Source organism: Acidiferrobacter thiooxydans, assembly GCF_003333315.1.
Taxonomy (GTDB): Bacteria; Pseudomonadota; Gammaproteobacteria; order Acidiferrobacterales; family Acidiferrobacteraceae; genus Acidiferrobacter; species Acidiferrobacter thiooxydans.
Genome location: NZ_PSYR01000001.1, coordinates 610,441 through 628,303 on the forward strand (window position 1 = coordinate 610,441; position 17,863 = coordinate 628,303).

The 17,863-nt window shown below is 64.8% G+C and carries 15 protein-coding genes; all 15 read left to right on the plus strand.

Translation table 11 applies throughout. The annotated features are described in order from the left end of the window. The first annotated feature begins 386 nt into the window (after nucleotides 1-386). The 15 genes from C4900_RS03150 to C4900_RS03220 all read left to right on the plus strand — a co-directional run bounded on the left by C4900_RS03150 (nucleotide 387) and on the right by C4900_RS03220 (nucleotide 17,836). Nucleotides 387-911, plus strand: coding sequence for a HyaD/HybD family hydrogenase maturation endopeptidase (locus tag C4900_RS03150; protein ID WP_065970733.1), 525 nt, complete (start codon nucleotides 387-389; stop codon nucleotides 909-911). After that, the gene (locus tag C4900_RS03155) at nucleotides 898-1,320 is read left to right on the plus strand and encodes a hydrogenase expression/formation C-terminal domain-containing protein (protein ID WP_065970709.1); all 423 of its coding nucleotides are present in this window, start codon (nucleotides 898-900) and stop codon (nucleotides 1,318-1,320) included. The genes C4900_RS03150 and C4900_RS03155 overlap by 14 nt, the downstream gene beginning before the upstream one ends. Next, the gene (locus C4900_RS03160) at nucleotides 1,317-2,414 is read left to right on the plus strand and encodes a hydrogenase small subunit (protein ID WP_114282290.1); all 1,098 of its coding nucleotides are present in this window, start codon (nucleotides 1,317-1,319) and stop codon (nucleotides 2,412-2,414) included. The genes C4900_RS03155 and C4900_RS03160 overlap by 4 nt, the downstream gene beginning before the upstream one ends. Before the next feature lie 10 nt (nucleotides 2,415-2,424). Next, nucleotides 2,425-3,087, plus strand: coding sequence for a nitrate reductase (locus C4900_RS03165; protein WP_065970710.1), 663 nt, complete (start codon nucleotides 2,425-2,427; stop codon nucleotides 3,085-3,087). Beyond that, complete coding sequence (locus tag C4900_RS03170; protein WP_114282291.1) at nucleotides 3,084-4,418, plus strand: (Fe-S)-binding protein; 1,335 nt, start codon at nucleotides 3,084-3,086, stop codon at nucleotides 4,416-4,418. Before C4900_RS03165 ends, C4900_RS03170 begins: the two co-directional genes overlap by 4 nt. An 11-nt stretch (nucleotides 4,419-4,429) precedes the next feature. Then, the gene (locus C4900_RS03175) at nucleotides 4,430-6,172 is read left to right on the plus strand and encodes a nickel-dependent hydrogenase large subunit (RefSeq protein ID WP_114282292.1); all 1,743 of its coding nucleotides are present in this window, start codon (nucleotides 4,430-4,432) and stop codon (nucleotides 6,170-6,172) included. Between the two features lie 32 nt (nucleotides 6,173-6,204). Beyond that, on the plus strand, nucleotides 6,205-6,543 hold the full coding sequence (locus C4900_RS03180) for a hydrogenase maturation nickel metallochaperone HypA/HybF (RefSeq protein ID WP_114282293.1): 339 nt from the start codon (nucleotides 6,205-6,207) through the stop codon (nucleotides 6,541-6,543). Nucleotides 6,544-6,565: 22 nt separating this feature from the next. Beyond that, entirely contained in the window at nucleotides 6,566-7,426 is an 861-nt protein-coding gene (gene hypB / locus C4900_RS03185) for a hydrogenase nickel incorporation protein HypB (protein ID WP_114282294.1), read from the plus strand. An 8-nt stretch (nucleotides 7,427-7,434) separates the two neighbouring features. Beyond that, nucleotides 7,435-9,789 carry a carbamoyltransferase HypF gene (gene hypF / locus C4900_RS03190; protein ID WP_211306737.1) on the plus strand — a complete coding sequence of 785 codons (2,355 nt, stop codon included), beginning with the start codon at nucleotides 7,435-7,437 and terminating at the stop codon, nucleotides 9,787-9,789. 2 nt (nucleotides 9,790-9,791) lie between these two features. After that, complete coding sequence (locus C4900_RS03195) at nucleotides 9,792-10,037, plus strand: HypC/HybG/HupF family hydrogenase formation chaperone (protein WP_114282296.1); 246 nt, start codon at nucleotides 9,792-9,794, stop codon at nucleotides 10,035-10,037. 310 nt (nucleotides 10,038-10,347) lie between these two features. After that, nucleotides 10,348-11,508, plus strand: coding sequence for a hydrogenase formation protein HypD (gene hypD / locus C4900_RS03200; RefSeq protein ID WP_114282297.1), 1,161 nt, complete (start codon nucleotides 10,348-10,350; stop codon nucleotides 11,506-11,508). Further along, nucleotides 11,505-12,554, plus strand: a complete 1,050-nt coding sequence (gene hypE / locus C4900_RS03205; protein WP_065970722.1) for a hydrogenase expression/formation protein HypE — start codon at nucleotides 11,505-11,507, stop codon at nucleotides 12,552-12,554. Before hypD ends, hypE begins: the two co-directional genes overlap by 4 nt. Before the next feature lie 7 nt (nucleotides 12,555-12,561). Further along, on the plus strand, nucleotides 12,562-14,295 hold the full coding sequence (locus C4900_RS03210; protein WP_065970724.1) for a hydrogenase maturation protein: 1,734 nt from the start codon (nucleotides 12,562-12,564) through the stop codon (nucleotides 14,293-14,295). Then, nucleotides 14,292-15,389: a HoxN/HupN/NixA family nickel/cobalt transporter gene (locus C4900_RS16165; protein ID WP_114282298.1), complete on the plus strand. Its 1,098-nt coding sequence runs from the start codon at nucleotides 14,292-14,294 to the stop codon at nucleotides 15,387-15,389. Before C4900_RS03210 ends, C4900_RS16165 begins: the two co-directional genes overlap by 4 nt. Before the next feature lie 80 nt (nucleotides 15,390-15,469). Beyond that, a complete protein-coding gene (locus tag C4900_RS03220; protein ID WP_114282299.1) occupies nucleotides 15,470-17,836 on the plus strand; it encodes a phosphoketolase family protein in 2,367 nt (788 codons plus the stop codon). Nucleotides 17,837-17,863: the final 27 nt, after the last annotated feature.

Consider the following 17,863-nt stretch of genomic DNA (forward strand, 5'->3'; position numbering starts at 1 on the left):
GGATTAGCGCATCGATAGGCAAAAGCCCGGAAAGAAGCATGACAATCGGTATGTTGAGAAAACGCGACATATCTATGGCATATAGGCGACCCGGAGGGTGCGGCGATACTCCGTAGGATATGACGAAGGGTCCTATGGCATGGCATGTCACACGCCCATGGGTGTCACCAAGTCGCGATAGGGGCATTGGGCATAACGGCAGAGGCGAGTGTTGCCGAATAGCGGAAAAATTGATAAATGACATTCTTGGGTATACCAATGAGATCATACTCGCGCAATAAGGACGGGATGCCATAGGATTGATCCACAGGCCTATGACTTATGGGTAGTTATCCGCTACAGATCGGTTTTCGATGTTTTGCATCGAAACAAAGAAGGATCTGCTCATGGAGAGCGATGCGGCAGAGGTTGATGCGAGGTCTCGGCCGGCGGAAGGTCGGGTTGTAGTCCTCGGTCTCGGCAATATCCTCCAGAAGGACGACGGGGTCGGCATCCATGCCTTGCGATGGCTTGGGGCCGATCAGGGCCTTGCCCAAACCGCACACTTTGTCGATGGCGGCACCGCTAGCTTTACCCTCCTCGAAACAATAGAGTCCACGGAATCCCTGATCGTTCTGGACGCCGTCGTGTTCGACGGTCGGGCCGGCGATGTGCGCGTGTTCGAAGGGGCCGATATGGACCGATTGCTATCGCGCCGGCAGGCCGGCAGCGTCCATGAGGTCAGTCTGTCCGAGGTCTTGGACATGGCCCGTTTATGTGACGGTCTGCCGGTGCGGCGGGCGCTTATTGGCGTGCGGCCAGGAGAGGTCAGCTGGGGCGATACTTTGAGCGCCCCGGCGCATGCCGCCCTGCCGCGGGTGGGGGCGGAGGTCCGTCGCCTGCTCCGAGGGTGGTGCAATGGCTCTGTCTAAGCGCGTGATCCCCATATATCCCGTAGAGGAGAGGGATCCGGCCGGTACGGGGGTAGTGGAGGCGCTGATGCGGGAGATCACATCGGCGCTTGCACGCTACGCCCAAGAGCGGGTGGTCCATGTGATCGACCTGACCGCGATGCCGTTATCGGATGAGGACAGGAGACGCCTCGACGAGCGCCTTGGGGAAGGCGAGTTGACCATCGACATTCGCTCGCTTCTGCACACGCGCATTGAGGAAACACGCCATGCGGGGGTATGGCGAGTACGTCACTGCGAGCCGGATGGCGATGTGCGCAGTGAGCGGATCGAAATCGTCGACGTCCCGCAGATCGTGCGCGCGAGCGATGCCGACATCGGGCACAGTGTACGGCGTTTGGCCGCGGCAGCGAGCGAGGAGGGCGCGTGAACGACGAGACCGAGACGATAGGGGGTGTCCTGGAGAAGCGCGGATTCACGCGCCGGGCCTTCTTGCAGTTGTGTGCCACCGTATCGGCGACGCTGGCCCTGTCGCCGGCGGATGCGGCGGAAATGGCGAGGCGGCTCCAGTATGCGCCGCGTCCGACGGTCATCTATCTCTCCTATCAGGAATGCACGGGCTGCCTCGAGAGCCTGACGCGGTCGTTTTCACCAGGGCTTGCAAGCCTCATCTTCAACGACATTTCGCTGGCCTTCAACGACACGCTGCAGGCGGCGGCCGGAAAGGCCGCCGAGGCCGCCAAGGACGGCGCCATGAAAAAGGCGTGGGGCAAGTATATTCTGATCGTCGACGGGTCGGTCCCGCTCGACAAGGGCGGGGTCTACTGCACGGTTGCGGGACGTAGTGCCGTGAGCGACCTGAAGCATGCCGCAAGCGGCGCGGCGGCGGTGGTGGCCGTGGGTACGTGCGCCGCCTTTGGCGGCTTGCCCTACGCGACGCCCAACCCCACCGGGGCCGTGCCGGTCTCCGAGATCGTGCGCGACCGCCCTATCATTAACGTATCCGGGTGTCCGCCGATCGCGGAGGTCATCACCGGTGTCATCGTGTATTACACGACCTTCGGTTTGCCGGCCCTGGATCATCTGCGGCGGCCAACCAATTTCTACGCAAACAGCATCCATGACCGGTGCTACCGCCGCCCCTTCTACGACCGCGGAATGTTCGCCAAGACCTTCGATGACGAGGGCGCGCGTCAGGGGTGGTGCCTGTTCGAGCTCGGCTGCAAGGGCCCGGTTACGCACAATGCCTGTCCGACCATGAAGTGGAACGGCGGCACCAGTTTCCCGATCGAATCAGGCCACCCTTGTCTTGGCTGTTCCGAGCCGGGTTTTTGGGACAAGGGCGGTTTCTACCGGCCGTTGTCGGCCCCGACCGGGCACTGGTCCCGCGCTGGCGTCATCGGCGGCGCGGCCGCGGCCGGCGCGGTGGTGGGCCTTGGCGTGGCCGCGGTCGCCCGATCCCGACAGGACCGCGCGCGCAAGAACAGCCACACCGATCCCAACAAAAAGAATCCCCAACCATGAGGCACCCGTCATGAATGGCGCAAGTCTGCTGGCATTCGCGCGTGGTCCCGCCTTCGAAGTGGCCCTGGCGCTGTTGGTTTTCGGTATCGTATGGCGGCTGGTGGGGATTCTGGCCCTCCGGCGGCCGGTGGACCATTCCGAACCGCGGTCGGGTTCCGGATGGGCAAGCAGCCTGCGCGTCATCGTCTCCCGATCCTGGCCGCGCCGCGAATTCCGTGAGCGGATCCTGCACTGGGATATCGTGAGCTACCTCTTTCACATCGGTTATGCCGTGGCGATCTTCGGCTACATCCCGCACATCCTGGTGGTGCGCAGCTTGCTTGGATTGCGCTGGCCCGGTCTGCCAGGCGGGGTGATCGCGTTTGCCGCCGGGATCTCGGCGGTGTCCCTGCTGGCGCTCCTGGGCCACAGGATGACCTCGCCGGTCCTGCGGCGGCTTTCCAATTTCGACGACTACTTCAGCTGGTTCGTGGCCTTTGTGCCGTTGGTGACGGGTCTTATGGCCTACTACAACATCGGCGGCAGCTATCAGCTTGTTTTGGGTCTCCATATTCTTTCCGGGGATATCCTCTTCGCGTGGCTGCCCTTCGGAAAAATCATGCACGTCATCCTCTTTGCCTTTTCCCGGGGGACGACGGGGGCCGCCTATGGGCGGCGGGGGGCGAGCCTATGACTACGACAACGACCCTGGATGGACCCGCCGGCGCGGTCCGGCCGGTTCCGGACAGGCAGGGCACGCGGCCGGATGACGAGCGGTTGGCGTTAGCGACAAAATCGTTTCTGCGGGATCTCAACACGACGACGGCGCTTTACATGGAGTCCTGCGTGCATTGCGGGCAGTGCGCCGAGGCCTGCCACTACTATGTCCAGACCGGCGACCCCCAATATGTCCCGATCTGGAAGATAGAACTGTTGAAGAGGGCCTACAAGCGGGAGATGGGGCCGCTTTCGCCACTCTACCGCCTGTTCGGTCTGAAAAAGCGGGTCACCCTGGACGATCTCGAAAAATGGCAGGAGCTCATCTACGACAGCTGCACCATGTGCGGGCGATGCGCGCTCGTGTGCCCCATGGGCATAGACATCCCGTCGCTCGTTCTGGCTGCGCGGCACGGGATGCAGGCCGCGGGCCTCGTCCCCCACGACCTCTGGGAGCCTACGGAGCGCGCCGAGCACGAAGGGAGTCCGCTCGGCGCCACGCCCAAGGTCCTGAAGGAGCGCATCGCGTGGCTGGCAGACGACAACGGCGTGGATATCCCCCTGGATCGTGACCAGGCGGATATCCTGGTCACGGTATCATCGATCGAGATCATGAAATATCCGCAGTCCATCGTCGCGCTCGCCAAGGTCATGAATCATGTCGGCGCCTCCTGGACCTTCCGCAGCGACGGTTACGAGGCGACCAATTTCAGCATGTTGTCGGGGGATCGCGGGGGGCAGCGCGACGCCACCATGCTGCTGATCAACGCGGCGCTGGCCGTCAAGGCCAAGATCGTCATCCTGCCGGAATGCGGGCATGCCTATCAGGCCTTCCGCTGGGCGGGGGCCAACGTCTACGGAAAGCCGCTGCCATTTCGTGCGCTCCACATCTCCGAATACATGGCCGAGGAGATTCGCGCCGGACGGCTGACAATGAAACCGGATCCGCGGTCAATGACGTTCCACGATCCCTGCCAGGTGGCGCGCCGCGGCGGCGTCTGCGAGGCCCCTCGCGAGATATTCAAGGCGCTCGGCGCGGATCTGCATGAGATGAGCGCAACGCCGGGGGCGAACTGGTGTTGCGGCGGAGGCGGCGGCGTCGTGACCATACATCGCGCCGATTCCCTACGTCACCGCGTCTTTCACCTGAAGATGCAGCAAGTGGAAGATACCGGCGCGGACGTCCTGGTATCCAGCTGTTCGAACTGCCGGCTGACGTTCGATGACGGACAGGCCTTCTTTCATTGGGACAAGACCGCCCACAGCCTGCTCGAGCTCGTGGCCGACAATCTCGCCGAAAGGCACTGAGAGACCCGCACATGGCAAAAAGAACAGTCACGGTGGATCCCGTCACGCGCATAGAGGGGCATCTGCGCATCCAGGCGGACATGGACGGCTCGGGCGCCATTACCAAGGCATCCAGCTCGGGAACCATGGTGCGCGGCGTGGAGATCATCCTGCAGGGACGCGATCCGCGCGACGCCTGGGCCTTCGCCCAGCGCATCTGCGGCGTGTGCACGCTGGTGCACGGCATCGCCTCGGTGCGCGCAGTCGAGGATGCGTTGCATTATCCGATCCCGCGCAACGCCGAGATCATCCGCAACCTGATGATCGCCGCCCAGTTCGTGCACGATCATGTGATGCATTTTTACCAACTACACGCCCTGGATTGGGTGGACGCGGTCTCCGCCCTGAAGGGCGATCCGGCGAAGGCGTCCGCGCTGGCACAGTCGATCAGCAATTACCCGCGGTCGTCGCCGGGCTATTTCTCGGCCGTCAAGGATAAGCTTGCGCGTTTCGTGGATTCCGGACAGCTGGGCATCTTCGCCAACGGCTATTGGGGTAATCCGGGATACCGGCTGCCGCCTGAGGCCAACCTCATGGCGGTGGCGCATTACCTGGACGCGCTCGCTTGGCAGCGCGAAGTGGCCAAGCTGCACGCGATCTTCGGCGGCAAGAACCCGCACCCGAATTTCGTTGTGGGTGGGGCGCCGACGGCGATCAGCGTGGGTCCGGGCGAGAAGGGTGATGGCGCGACCGCCGTGGACATGACCGGCCTCGAGATCGTGCACGGGGTCATAGGCGAGATCCGCCGCTTTGTGGATCAAGTCTATGTGCCGGATACGCTGGCGATCGCAGGTTTTTACAAGGACTGGTTCCGCACCGGCGAGGGCGTGGGAAATTTCCTCTCGTACGGGGAATTTCCGGAGAAGTCCATCAACGACCCGGGTAGCTTCATGATCCCGCGCGGTGCGATCGTCAATCGCGACCTCTCGCACGTCGAAGAGGTCGATTTGCGCGATCCGCGGCAGGTCCAGGAATTCGTGGCCCACTCCTGGTACAGCTATTCCACGGGCAAGGACAGCGGATTGCACCCGTTCGTTGGCCAGACGACGCTCGATTACACTGGTCCGAAGCCGCCCTACGCGAGCCTCGCCATGGACGCGAGCTACTCGTGGATCAAGGCGCCGCGCTGGAAGGGCAAGGTCATGGAGGTAGGACCCCTGGCGCGGGTGCTGACGGCCTACGCCCAGGGCAACAAGGAGGTCCACGAACTGGTCGGGATGGCCCTGCATAAGCTCGATTTGCCGCCCCGGGCGCTGTTTTCCACGATGGGGCGTACGGCCGCGCGCACGCTCGAGTCGAAATGGATCGCGGACGCGATGGAGGGGTGGTATCAGGAACTGATGGGCAATATCCGCAAGGGTGAGCTTAAGACCTTCAATGAGACGCTGTGGGAGCCGGATTCATGGCCCGCTCGCACCCAGGGGGTAGGTTTTACGGAGGCGCCGCGCGGGGCCCTGGCGCACTGGGTCGTGATCAACGACGGACTGATCGAGAACTACCAGGCGGTCGTGCCCAGCACCTGGAACGCCGGACCGCGGGACGCGGCCGGACAGGAGGGGCCCTATGAGGCCTCTCTGCGCGGCCTGCGGCTCGCAGTCGCCGACCAGCCGCTCGAGATTTTGCGCACGATCCACAGCTTTGACCCCTGTATCGCCTGCGCCGTGCATATGGTCGACCCTGAGGGGGAGGAGATGTTGCAGGTAAAGGTCGTATAGTGGGGCCAAGGTCGCAGGGCGGTGGAGGGGCGATGCACGAAATGGCGTTGTGCGAGCGTCTGGTGGCGATTATAGAGGGCGAGGCCGTGTCCGGGAGCTTTCGTCAGGTGTACAGCGTCAGTCTCGAGGTGGGCTTCCTCGCCGGAGTGGAGAAGGATGCGCTTCAGTTCGGCTTCCAGGCGGTGACGCGCGGTACGGTGGCGGAAGGTGCCGTGTTACGGATCCTGCCCGCGGCCGCACAGGCGGAATGCCCATTATGTGGCTGGCAGCAGACCGTGTCGGAGCCCATCAGGCTATGCCCGGTGTGCGATGGCCCGTTGAGCTTGAGCGGCGGACGCGAGCTGCGCATCAAGGAGATGGAAGTGGAGTAGTCTGCCAAATGGGGGTGGGGTGATGTGCGGCGTGTGCGGATGTGGTGGCAGCGATCATAAGCATGAACGTGACCACGACCATGGGCACGATCATGGGCACGACCCTCGGCAGGACACGGCCAGGATGCACGCGAGGCGCGATTCCTCCGGGGATCTCCCGCGTTTTACCCACGCGCCTGGGTTGTCGGTACGGCGCATGGTGCAGGTCGAGCAGGATCTGCTCGCCCAGAATCAGGGATACGCGGACCGCAACCGGCATTCCTTCGAGGGGCGCCGGGTCTTTACCCTGAATCTCATGTCCAGTCCCGGTTCCGGGAAGACGACGCTGCTTGTCCGGACCATAGAGGCTATGCGTGCCGCCGGCGCCGTTGCCGTCATCGAAGGCGACCAGCAGACGGATCGGGATGCGCGCCGCATCGGCGAAACCGGCGTACCGGTTCACCAGATCAACACCGGCCGCGGATGCCATCTCGATGCCCACGGTGTGGGGCACGCCTGCGCAAAACTGCCGATCGCCGATCACGGTACGCTCTTTATCGAAAACGTCGGCAACCTCGTGTGCCCCGCAGGCTTCGACCTGGGGGAGGCACGGCGGGTCGTCGTCTTGTCCGTGACGGAAGGCGAGGATAAGCCGCTCAAGTATCCTGATATGTTTCGCGCGGCCGATGCGATGATCCTGAATAAGGTCGACCTGCTTCCCTACGTCGAGTTCGATGTCGATGCGTGCTGCGCGCATGCGCGTTCGATCAATCCGCGTCTCGCGACGTTGACGGTGTCGGCCACCCGCGGGGACGGGCTTTGGGAGTGGCTGGCATGGCTCGCCGCCGAGCGCGCCCGGTGGGAGCGGGGCTGCGGCCCGGTGAGTGGTGCGGCTGATGGATGATTGGTGTTATGGTTGACCTCATGGACCCCAGGCCGCGGCAAGACCGGTACGACGGCGATAACATCAGGCATTGGCGGGTGCGCGTGCGCGGCCGAGTACAAGGGGTAGGGTTCCGGCCCTTCATATATTGCCGCGCGACCGAGCTCGCGCTGGCCGGCTGGATCCGCAACGATGCGAGTGGTGTGGTCATGGAGATCCAGGGGCCCCTGCCGGCCCTGGACAGGTTCGTGAGCGCACTCTCGGCCGATGCACCCCCTTTGGCCCGTGTCGAGCGGGTCGATATAGAGGAGCAGGAGGTGGCGGCCGGGCTCCACGGCTTTGCTATCCGCCAAAGCGTGGGGGGCCGCATCGACACGGCGATCCCTATGGATGCCGCCACATGCGGCGCATGCCTGTCCGAGATCTTCGATACCGGCGATCGCCGCTATCGGTACCCCTTCATCAACTGCTCGCATTGCGGTCCGCGCTATTCCATTGTGACCGCACTGCCCTATGATCGGCATAACACGGCCATGGCGCCCTTTGCGCTGTGCGAGGAGTGCCGGACGGAATATGAAGGGCCGACCGACCGCCGTTTCCATGCCGAACCCGTAGCCTGCGCGGCCTGCGGCCCGCGATTGGCGCTGTGGGATGCGAACGGACAGGAGCAGGCCGTGGGTGATGTGATCGCCGCGGCGTGGTCCCTCATGCGCGAAGGCGCGATCGTTGCGGTCAAGGGCATCGGCGGGTTTCACCTCATGTGCGATGCCCGCAACGCCGCGACCGTCGCCGCGCTGCGCCGCCGCAAGGGGCGCCTGGACAAGCCCTTTGCGCTGCTCGCGCTCAATGCCGGATCGCTTCGGCATGTGGCGCATGTGGGCGGCGGCGAACGCCATGCGCTCGAAGGCGCCGATCGCCCGATTGTGTTGCTGCGCAAGGCCGCCGATTGTGATGGGCAGCTTGCGGGCATCGCCGACGGGCTCGATCGCATCGGCGTCATGCTCGCCTACACCCCGATCCATTATCTGTTGTTTCACGAGGCCGCCGGCCGCCCGTCCGGGACGCAGTGGCTACGTGGGGTCGAGGAGACGCTGTTTGTCTGTACGTCGGCGAATCCCGGCAGCGAGCCTTTGGTAACCGGCAACGAGGAGGCGCTTGCGCGGCTTTCCGGATTGGCGGATGCCTTCGTCGTCCACGACCGGGCGATCGTGTCGCGTTGCGACGACGGAGTGGTTCGTGCCGATGGCAGCGGCGCGGTGTGGATGCGCCGCGGCCGCGGCCAGACACCGTCATCCATCCGTCTGCGGATCTCGGGGCCCGCGGTGCTCGCGGTGGGCGCGATGCTGAAGAACACGATCTGCGTGACCCGCGGCGACGAGGCCTTTGTGTCGCCGCACGTGGGGGATCTCGGCAATCGCCGGGCCTATGAGGCCTTCGAGGACACCATGGCGTCGCTGACCGGCCTTCTTGGGGTAGATCCGCAGTGCGTAACCCATGATAGGCATCCGGATTATCCCAGTACCCTCTACGCCGAGCGGCTGGCCGCGGAGCGCGGGATTGTGCGCATCGCCGTTCAGCATCATCACGCCCACATCGCCGCCGTTCTGGCCGAGCACGGCTTGCCCGGACCGGCATTGGGGGTCGCCCTGGATGGAGTCGGTTATGGCACCGGCGGGGAGATGTGGGGTGGGGAGCTTTTATCGGTGCAGGGTGCGCACTTTACGCGCCTTGGCCGTATGGCGCCATTGCCGCTACCCGGGGGAGACCGGGCGGCGCGCGAGCCTTGGCGCATGGCGGCGTCGGTCCTGCACCTGCTGGGCCGCGGCGCCGAGATCCGGCATCGCTTCCATGACCCGGCCACCTCGGTCGTGGCGCGAATGCTCGAGCGCCGGATCAATGCCCCTTTGTCGACCGGCGCCGGGCGCCTGTTCGACGCCGCAGCGGCCCTGCTCGGGGTGTGCGAGTACGCGAGCTACGAGGGACAGGCGGCGATGATGCTGGAAGGGCTGGCCGCCCGGTTCGGGCCGTTGAAGCCGCTGGAGGCCGGTTACACGATCACCGGCGACGGCGAGCTCTCGCTTCTGCCCACGCTCGATTTCCTGCGCACATGCCCGGATCCGGCGGGTGGCGCCGCGCTTTTTCATGCGACGCTGGCGGCCGGTCTTGCGGCCTGGGTCGGGCGGGCGGTGGAACAGACGGGGCTGCGGCAGGTGGCGCTCTCGGGCGGCTGTTTTGCGAACGGCATTCTGCGGCAACATGTGCGCTTAGCCCTCGAGGCGCAAGGGGTGTCCGTCTATGGCGCCACGCAGGTGCCACCCAACGACGGGGGCTTGAGTCTGGGCCAGGCGTGGGTGGCGCTCCACACCATGCAAGAGGGGGCGTAAGGATGTGTCTTGCCGTACCAATGCGTGTGGAGCGGGTCCTCGCGGACGATCTGGCGGTGGTGGAGATCGGCGGGGTGCGCAAAACGGTGTCGCTGGCGCTTGTCGACGGCGTGGCCGAGGGCGATTACGTCATTGTCCATGTCGGATTCGCGCTCACGCGGCTCAATGCCGACGAGGCGCGCAAGACCCTCGATCTATTCGCCGAGATCGCGCAGGTGGCCGGTACCGGTAGCCTGGAAGGCCCATAAACCATCCTGCGACTGAAGGCCGCAGGCGTTATTCTGGAGACAACCGCGATGGCGCATGCAGCGAACGGACCGGGGATCGACAGACAGGCCGGGGCGTGCCTCCTGAGGCATTTCCCGGTCGGGCGGCAGCGGTTGCCAAGTCGCGCCACCGGGTCCGTATCCCGTGCGATAGCCTCCCGGCCATCGGCTTGCGCCGGCCATCCCTCGTTATTGGGTCACATCACCAAGCGACAGGGGGGACGTGGGCGGCTTAGGGATTGTACCGCGATTCCTCCCGCGACCGAGGCCGCGGGTTTCCTTGCGAGGGCCCATGAAATTCATCGATGAATTCCGTGATGGCCGCGTGGCGGCCTCCCTGGCGCACAGGATTCACGCCGACGTCATACCGGGGCGCAGCTACCATATCATGGAATTTTGCGGAGGCCACACGCATGCGATTGCGCGCTACGGTCTGCCCGATCTCCTGCCGGCGTCGATCCGTCTCGTGCACGGACCCGGGTGCCCGGTGTGTGTGTTGCCGGTCGGCCGGATCGACAGCGCCATCGCGTTGGCCCGCGACGCCGGTGTGATTCTCTGCACCTATGCCGACGTCATGCGCGTGCCGGCCTCGCGTCGCCAAAGTCTCCTGACCACGAAGGCGGCGGGCGCCGACATCGTAATGGTGTATTCCGTGCAGGATGCGCTTTCCGTGGCGCGTGCGCACCCGAATCGCGAGGTGGTGTTCTTTGCCATCGGGTTCGAGACTACGACCCCGCCTACGGCGGCGGCGATCCTCGAGGCCGAGCGCGCGGGGCTTGGCAATTTCAGCGTGTTCTGCAACCACGTGCTCACGCCGTCGGCCATCCAGAGCCTGCTCGATTCCCCGGAAGTCCGCAAGCTGGGGCGCGTGCGTATCGACGGATTCATCGGTCCCTCGCATGTAAGCGCGGTGATTGGCAGCCGGCCGTACGAATTTTTTGCGGAGGAATACGAAAAGCCGGTGGTAATCGCCGGTTTCGAGCCGCTCGATGTCTTGCAGGCGGTGTGGATGCTGGTGCGGCAGATCAACGAAGGACGGTGCGATGTGGAAAACCAATTCACGCGGGCGGTGACCAGGGACGGCAATCTCAAGGCGCAGGCCCTGGTCGGCCGGGTGTTCGAACTGGCGCGTACCTTCGAGTGGCGGGGTCTGGGCGACGTGCCCTATAGCGCGCTGCGTATCCAGGGGCGCTATGCCCGCTTCGATGCCGAGCCACGCTTTGGTGTGCGCTATGAGGGCGCGCCGGATCACAAGGGATGCGAGTGCGGGGCCATCCTGCGCGGCGTAAAGCAGCCCGAGGATTGCCGGCTTTTTGGCACCGCCTGCGTGCCGGAGAACCCTATGGGTTCGTGCATGGTCTCGTCCGAAGGCGCCTGCGCCGCGCACTATACCTACGGGCGCTACCGGCGCGATACGGCGGCCGCGAGACGCCGCGCGGCGGGCGCGTCATGAATACCCGTGTGCGACGCCACGCCCGGGCGCTTGATCTGCGTCAGGGACGCATCGACATGAACCACGGCAGCGGCGGGCGCGCGACCACGCAGCTCGTCGAAGAGCTCTTTCTGAGCGCATTCGATAACGAGTGGCTGCGCCCGATGGATGATCAGGCGCGCTGCGACCTGCCGGCCGGGCGGCTGGTGGTGGCAACCGATGCCCACGTCGTGTCTCCGCTCTTTTTTCCAGGCGGGGACATCGGCGCCCTGGCGGTCCACGGGACGATCAACGATGTGGCGATGGCCGGCGCGACGCCCCTGTACTTGACCGCGGGCTTCATCCTGGAGGAGGGGCTGCCGCTCGCCGACCTTAAGAGGATCGCGGATTCGATGGCGGAGGCGGCGCGGTCGGCGGGGGTGGCGATCATAGCCGGGGACACCAAGGTCGTGGAGCGGGGAAAGGCCGACGGCGTCTTTATCACCACGACCGGTGTCGGGGTCGTGGATCCGGCCCTCGACATCCATGCCCATCGGGCGCGGCCCCGGGATTGTATTCTGGTCAGTGGATCCATGGGTGACCACGGTGTGGCGATCATGTCGGAGCGCGAGCATCTGTCATTCGACGCGCGCATCCTGTCGGATAGCGCGGCGCTGCACGGGCTTGTCGCGGATATGGTCCGGGCCGTGCCGGCCATCCATTGCCTGCGCGATCCGACCCGCGGGGGGCTTGCCACGGCCTTGAACGAGATCGCCGAGCAGTCCGGCGTGGGCATGCGCATCCGCGAATCAGCCATTCCGATTCGCGCCGAGGTCCGGGCGGCCTGCGAGTTTCTGGGTCTCGATCCCCTCTATATCGCCAACGAAGGCAAACTCATCGCCATTTGTTCGGCCGATGATGCCGGGGCGCTGCTTGCGGTGATGCGCGCGCACCCCTTGGGCGCGCAGGCGGCGATCATAGGCGAGGTGGTCGCGGATACCCTGCATTTCGTGGAAATGGAGACGGCATTCGGGGGCAGCCGCATGGTGGATTGGCTGGCCGGCGACCCGCTGCCGCGTATCTGCTGAGGTGCGCATGCGTATCCTGCTCCTGGTCGAAGCCTTCAATAGCCTGAGTCAGCGGGTGTACGCCGAGCTTACCCGCGATGGGCATGAGTTGGCCGTGGAGTTCGATGTGCACGATGCCGCCACCGAGGAGGGGGTGGCGTTGTTTGGGCCCGATGTGGTCGTTGCCCCCTATCTCAAGCGGGCCATACCGCGCAGCGTCTGGAGCCGCTATCCGTGTCTGATCATCCATCCCGGCATCCCGGGGGACCGCGGCCCGTCGGCGCTCGACTGGGCCATTCTGGAGGAACAAACCGAGTGGGGCGTGACCGTCTTGCAGGCCAACGAGGAGCTCGATGGTGGCGATATATGGGCCTACGAGACATTTCCCATGCGGGTCGCGCCCAAAAGCAGCCTGTATAGGCAGGAGGTGACGGAGGCCGCCGTCACGGCGCTGCGCCGGGCGCTGGCGCTCTACGCCGACAAGACGCTAAGGCCGCGGCCGCAGGGCGATCTCGCGGCCTGCGCGGATATCCCGCGTGGCCGCGCGCATCGGCCGATGACGCAGGCCGATCGCGCCATCGATTGGGCGACCGATACCACCGCGACCGTGCTGAAGAAGATCCATGCCGCGGATGGTGCGCCGGGCGTGCGCGATTGGGTCTGCGGCCGGGCCGTATATCTCTACGGCGCGTGGCCTGAGGACGGGCTGCGCGGCATGCCGGGCATGCTGATCGCTCAGCGCGACGGGGCGGTGTGCCGGGCGACCCGCGACGGTGCGGTCTGGATCACCCACATGCAGGCCGCCGAGGCCGCCGGCCGAGGCCTGAAGCTGCCGGCGGCGGTGGTGCTCGGCGCGGCGGTCGCCGATCTTGCGCACATCCCGCTTGCCTGCGAACGGGTAGGGGCTTGGCAGGAGATCGCTTGGCAAAGGGAGGGGGACGTCTGCCATCTGCGGTTCGGTTTCTACAACGGCGCGATGAGCAGCGATCAATGCCGGCGTCTCGCCGACGCCTACCGTAAGGCGCGCGCGTCCGATGCGCGAGTGATCGTCTTGCATGGGGGGTCCGATTACTGGTCCAACGGCATCCACCTGCACATGATCGAGGCGGCGGCGAGTCCCGCCGACGAGTCGTGGCGCAACATCGAGGCGATGGACGATCTGGTTCTGGAAATCCTATCGAACGATCGGCAGCTGACCATCGCGGCCTTGTCCGGAAACGCGGCCGCAGGCGGCGTGTTTCTCGCGCTGGCCGCCGACGCGGTCTTTGCCCGGCTGGGTGTGATCCTGAACCCGCATTACAAGAACATGGGCAATCTGTACGGTTCTGAATACTGGACCTATCTTCTGCCGCGGCGCCTGGACGCCACGGCGTGTGAATGGCTGCGCGCCGGCCGGCTGCCGGTGGATGCCGCCACGGCGGCGGCGATCGGTTTGGTCGATGGGGCCTTTGGGCGCACGCCCCGGGAGTTCGCGGATGGCATCAGCCGTTTGGCGCGCGCCTGGGCGCATCCGGCGGTCTGGTCGGAACGGATGGCGCGCAAGGGGGAAGGCCGTGGCCGCGACGAGGCGCAGAGGCCGCTTGCGCTTTACCGGGCCGATGAGTTGACCCACATCCACCGCAATTTCTACGGATTCGATCGCAGCTACCATGTGGCGCGCTATCATTTTGTGCACAAGACGCCGCACTCGCGCACGCCTTTGTATCTGGCCCCCCACCGTCGCATGGCATCGATGGGTGCCGCGCGAGGGGCGCGGTCATGAGGCTGCAAGGCGCGGCACGATGGGCGCGCCTTGGCTACGGACCCTTGGGCGTGGTGGCGGTCCTGAACGGGCTCGCGCTGTGCGGCTTGTGGGATCTGCGCGCGCTGGGCCCCGCGGCCGTCGGGATGGGTGTGCTGGCCTATGGTTTCGGGCTGCGGCATGCCTTCGATCTCGACCACATCACGGCGATCGACACCGTGACGCGGGCGTTGCGCGATGGCCGCCGGAGATCCTCGGGCGTCGGCTTGTATTTCTCGCTCGGCCATTCGTCGGTTGTGATGCTGTTTTCGTTGTTGGTAGCGACGATCGTGCGCCAGACATCACCCACTATGGCCTGGCTGTCGCATACCGGGGCCCTGACGGGTACGGCCGTGTCGGCGGCGTTCCTGCTCGTCATGGGCGGCAGCAATCTGGCGATCCTGCTCCGTCCGGGGCGTCTGGGAGACCGGGCCCACGGGAGGACCTCCCCGCGGCCGGTAAGGCAGGCGGGCGGCTTGCTTGTGCACGTCCTGTCGGCCGTGTTTCGCTTGGTGCGCCGCGACTGGCAGATGTATTTCGTCGGAGCGCTGTTTGGCCTGGGATTCGATACGGCAACCGAGGTCGCGGTGCTCGGCGTGTCGGCGGCGATGGCCCGGCACGGCGCCGTGTCGCTTGCCCAGATCATGGTATTCCCCCTGCTTTTTACCGCCGGCATGACCTTGCTCGACACGCTTGACGGGCTTGCTGTGGCGCGCCTCTACGACTGGGCGGTGCGTAATCCCGGGCACAGAGATCGCCTGAACAGGGCCTTGACCGGTTGCGGGGTACTGGTGGCGTTCATGGTCAGTATCTGGGAGTGGACGCGGTTATGGGGCGCCACCCAGGGCGTATTGACCGCATCGAAGAGTCCAGGCAGTCTGGATTTCAGTGCCGCAGGCGGGATGTTCACGGCGGTCTTGCTGGCCGCGTGGCTCGTGGGGTGGCTCTGGTATCGGAGAGGCGCGGCCGCTTGCGCGGCGGGTCCGCAGGCGCCATCCACAAAAGGCGCGATCGAAACGACGGATGCGCAGGCTCCTGCCTCAGATCAAATGGCGATGGACGCCGACGTGAACTGACGGGCGCGCTTGGCGCCGCCCTCGGCAATTCTTCGATCCCGCCATCGCGGCCGGCGGGGTCAGGACTCAGGGAGGCTATCGTGACGCTTGCGCTGACGGACAAGGAACTCAAGGATATCGACGATTACTGGGCCGCCGCCAACTATCTGTGCGTAGGTATGCTGTATTTGCGGGACAATCCGCTCTTGCGGACGCCGCTACAGGCGCAACACATCAAGCGTCGTCTGCTCGGCCACTGGGGATCGGATCCCGGACAGAATTTCGTCTGGGTGCACTTGAATCGGCTGATCCGCCATCGCGACCTGAATGTTGTCTATATCAGTGGACCGGGGCACGGCGCGCCGGCCACACTGGCGAACGCCTACCTGGAAGGGACCTACAGCGAGGTGTACCCGGACCGCAGCCCAGACGAATCGGGCATGAAGCGGTTCTTTACGCTCTTCTCGCATCCGGCGGGTGTCGGCAGCCACTGCACGCCGGAGACCCCCGGATCCATTAATGAGGGGGGTGAGCTCGGTTACAGCCTGTCGCACGCCTTCGGGGCCGCCTTCGACAACCCCGATCTGCTGGTGGTCCCGGTAATCGGTGATGGCGAGGCCGAGACCGGCCCGATGGCCACGTCGTGGCACAGCAACAAGTTTCTGAACCCGGCACAGGATGGCGCGGTCCTGCCGATTTTGCACCTCAACGGATACAAGATCGCCAACCCGACCATCCTCGCCCGCATCTCCCCGGAGGAGTTGTTGGATCTCTTTCGCGGGTATGGATACACGCCCTATCTTGTGGAAGGCAGCGACCCCGCGGCCATGCACCGGGCGATGGCGCAGACCTTGGATACCTGCGTCGATTTGATCCAGCAGATCCAGACGCGGGCGCGGGCGGACGGTCCGGGCGTGCGGCCTCGCTGGCCCATGATCATTCTGCGCACCCCCAAGGGCTGGACGGCGCCCAAGGATCTGGACGGGCACCACATCGAAGGCTTCTGGCGCGCCCATCAGGTCCCGATCCTGGACGTCGCCGACAATCCCCGACATCTTGCCGTTCTCGAGGCGTGGATGAGAAGCTACAGGCCGCAGGAGCTGTTCGACGCGCAAGGGCGCCTGATCCCGCGGTTGCGGGCGCTCGCACCCGTAGGTGTCCGCCGGATCAGCGCCAACCCGCATGCCAATGGCGGCCTTTTGCGCGCGCCCCTGAATCTTCCCGATGTGCACGCCTATGCCGTTCCCGTTCCCAATCCCGGCCACGCCTACATGGAGAGCACCTATGTCCTGGGACAATTCCTGCGCGACGTGATGCGCGGCAATCGGGGGCGGTTTCGGGTGTTCAGTCCCGATGAGAATGCCTCGAATCGGCTGCAGGCCATTTACGAGGTCTCGAAGAAGGCGTGGATGGCCAACGTGCTGCCCGAGGACAGTGACGGCAGTGAGCTGTCCCCTGACGGGCATGTGATGGAGATGCTGAGCGAGCACACCCTCGAGGGGTGGCTTGAAGGCTACGTCCTGACCGGGCGCCACGGGTTTCTCAGTACTTACGAAGCCTTTGCCCATATCATCGATTCTATGGTCAACCAGCATGCCAAGTGGCTGGCCAAGTGCAAGACCGAGGTGCGCTGGCGCGCCTCCGTACCGTCCCTCAATATCCTTCTGAGCTCGACGGTGTGGCGCCAGGACCACAATGGTTTTACGCATCAGGACCCGGGTTTTCTGGATGTCATCACCAACAAGGAGGCGATCGTGACGCGCATCTACCTGCCGCCCGACGCCAACTGCCTGTTGCATGTCGCGCGCCATTGCCTGGAGAGCACGGATTACGTCAACGTCATTGTCGCCGACAAGCAGGCCCACCTGCAGTTCCTCGACATCGAGGCTGCGGCCCGTCATTGCGCGAAGGGCATCGGCATCTGGCCGTGGGCATCAAGCGATGCCGACGCGGAACCGGATGTGGTGATCGCGAGCGCCGGCGACATCGTCACCGCCGAGGCGCTGGCCGCCACGGCGATTCTGCGGGCGGCGTTACCGGATCTGCGCATCCGCTTTGTCAACGTGGTGGATCTGTTTAAGCTGCAACCCAATACCGAGCATGCGCATGGTCTATCGGACCGGGATTTCGACAGCCTGTTTACGCGCGACAAGCCGGTGATATTCAATTTTCATGGTTATCCGCAGTTGATTCACAAGCTCACCTATCGGCGCGCCAATGAAGTCAACATCCACGTCCGGGGCTACAAGGAGAAGGGCAGCATCAATACGCCGATGCAGCTTGCGATCAACAATCAGGTCGATAGGTTCAATCTGGTCATCGATGTCATCGATCGTGTACCACGGCTGGTGAGCGCGGGCGCGCACCTGAAAGAGCATATGAAAGATCAGATCATCGAGCATCTCCGCTACGCTATGGAGGAGGGCACGGACCGGCCCGATGTCGTGGGTTGGACGTGGCCCTTTTAGGCCGGACGGCTGCCATCGGCCCGTGTT

Excerpts from the sequence above, each read along its gene's own strand:
- C4900_RS03150 (WP_065970733.1), top strand. The coding sequence starts at position 387 with ATGGAGAGCGATGCGGCAGAGGTTGATGCGAGGTCTCGGCCGGCGGAA.
- C4900_RS03155 (WP_065970709.1), top strand. The coding sequence starts at position 898 with ATGGCTCTGTCTAAGCGCGTGATCCCCATATATCCCGTAGAGGAGAGG.
- C4900_RS03165 (WP_065970710.1), top strand. The coding sequence starts at position 2,425 with ATGAATGGCGCAAGTCTGCTGGCATTCGCGCGTGGTCCCGCCTTCGAA.
- C4900_RS03170 (WP_114282291.1), top strand. The coding sequence starts at position 3,084 with ATGACTACGACAACGACCCTGGATGGACCCGCCGGCGCGGTCCGGCCG.
- C4900_RS03175 (WP_114282292.1), top strand. The coding sequence starts at position 4,430 with ATGGCAAAAAGAACAGTCACGGTGGATCCCGTCACGCGCATAGAGGGG.
- C4900_RS03180 (WP_114282293.1), top strand. The coding sequence starts at position 6,205 with ATGCACGAAATGGCGTTGTGCGAGCGTCTGGTGGCGATTATAGAGGGC.
- hypB (WP_114282294.1), top strand. The coding sequence starts at position 6,566 with ATGTGCGGCGTGTGCGGATGTGGTGGCAGCGATCATAAGCATGAACGT.
- hypF (WP_211306737.1), top strand. The coding sequence starts at position 7,435 with ATGGTTGACCTCATGGACCCCAGGCCGCGGCAAGACCGGTACGACGGC.
- C4900_RS03195 (WP_114282296.1), top strand. The coding sequence starts at position 9,792 with ATGTGTCTTGCCGTACCAATGCGTGTGGAGCGGGTCCTCGCGGACGAT.
- hypD (WP_114282297.1), top strand. The coding sequence starts at position 10,348 with ATGAAATTCATCGATGAATTCCGTGATGGCCGCGTGGCGGCCTCCCTG.
- hypE (WP_065970722.1), top strand. The coding sequence starts at position 11,505 with ATGAATACCCGTGTGCGACGCCACGCCCGGGCGCTTGATCTGCGTCAG.
- C4900_RS03210 (WP_065970724.1), top strand. The coding sequence starts at position 12,562 with ATGCGTATCCTGCTCCTGGTCGAAGCCTTCAATAGCCTGAGTCAGCGG.
- C4900_RS16165 (WP_114282298.1), top strand. The coding sequence starts at position 14,292 with ATGAGGCTGCAAGGCGCGGCACGATGGGCGCGCCTTGGCTACGGACCC.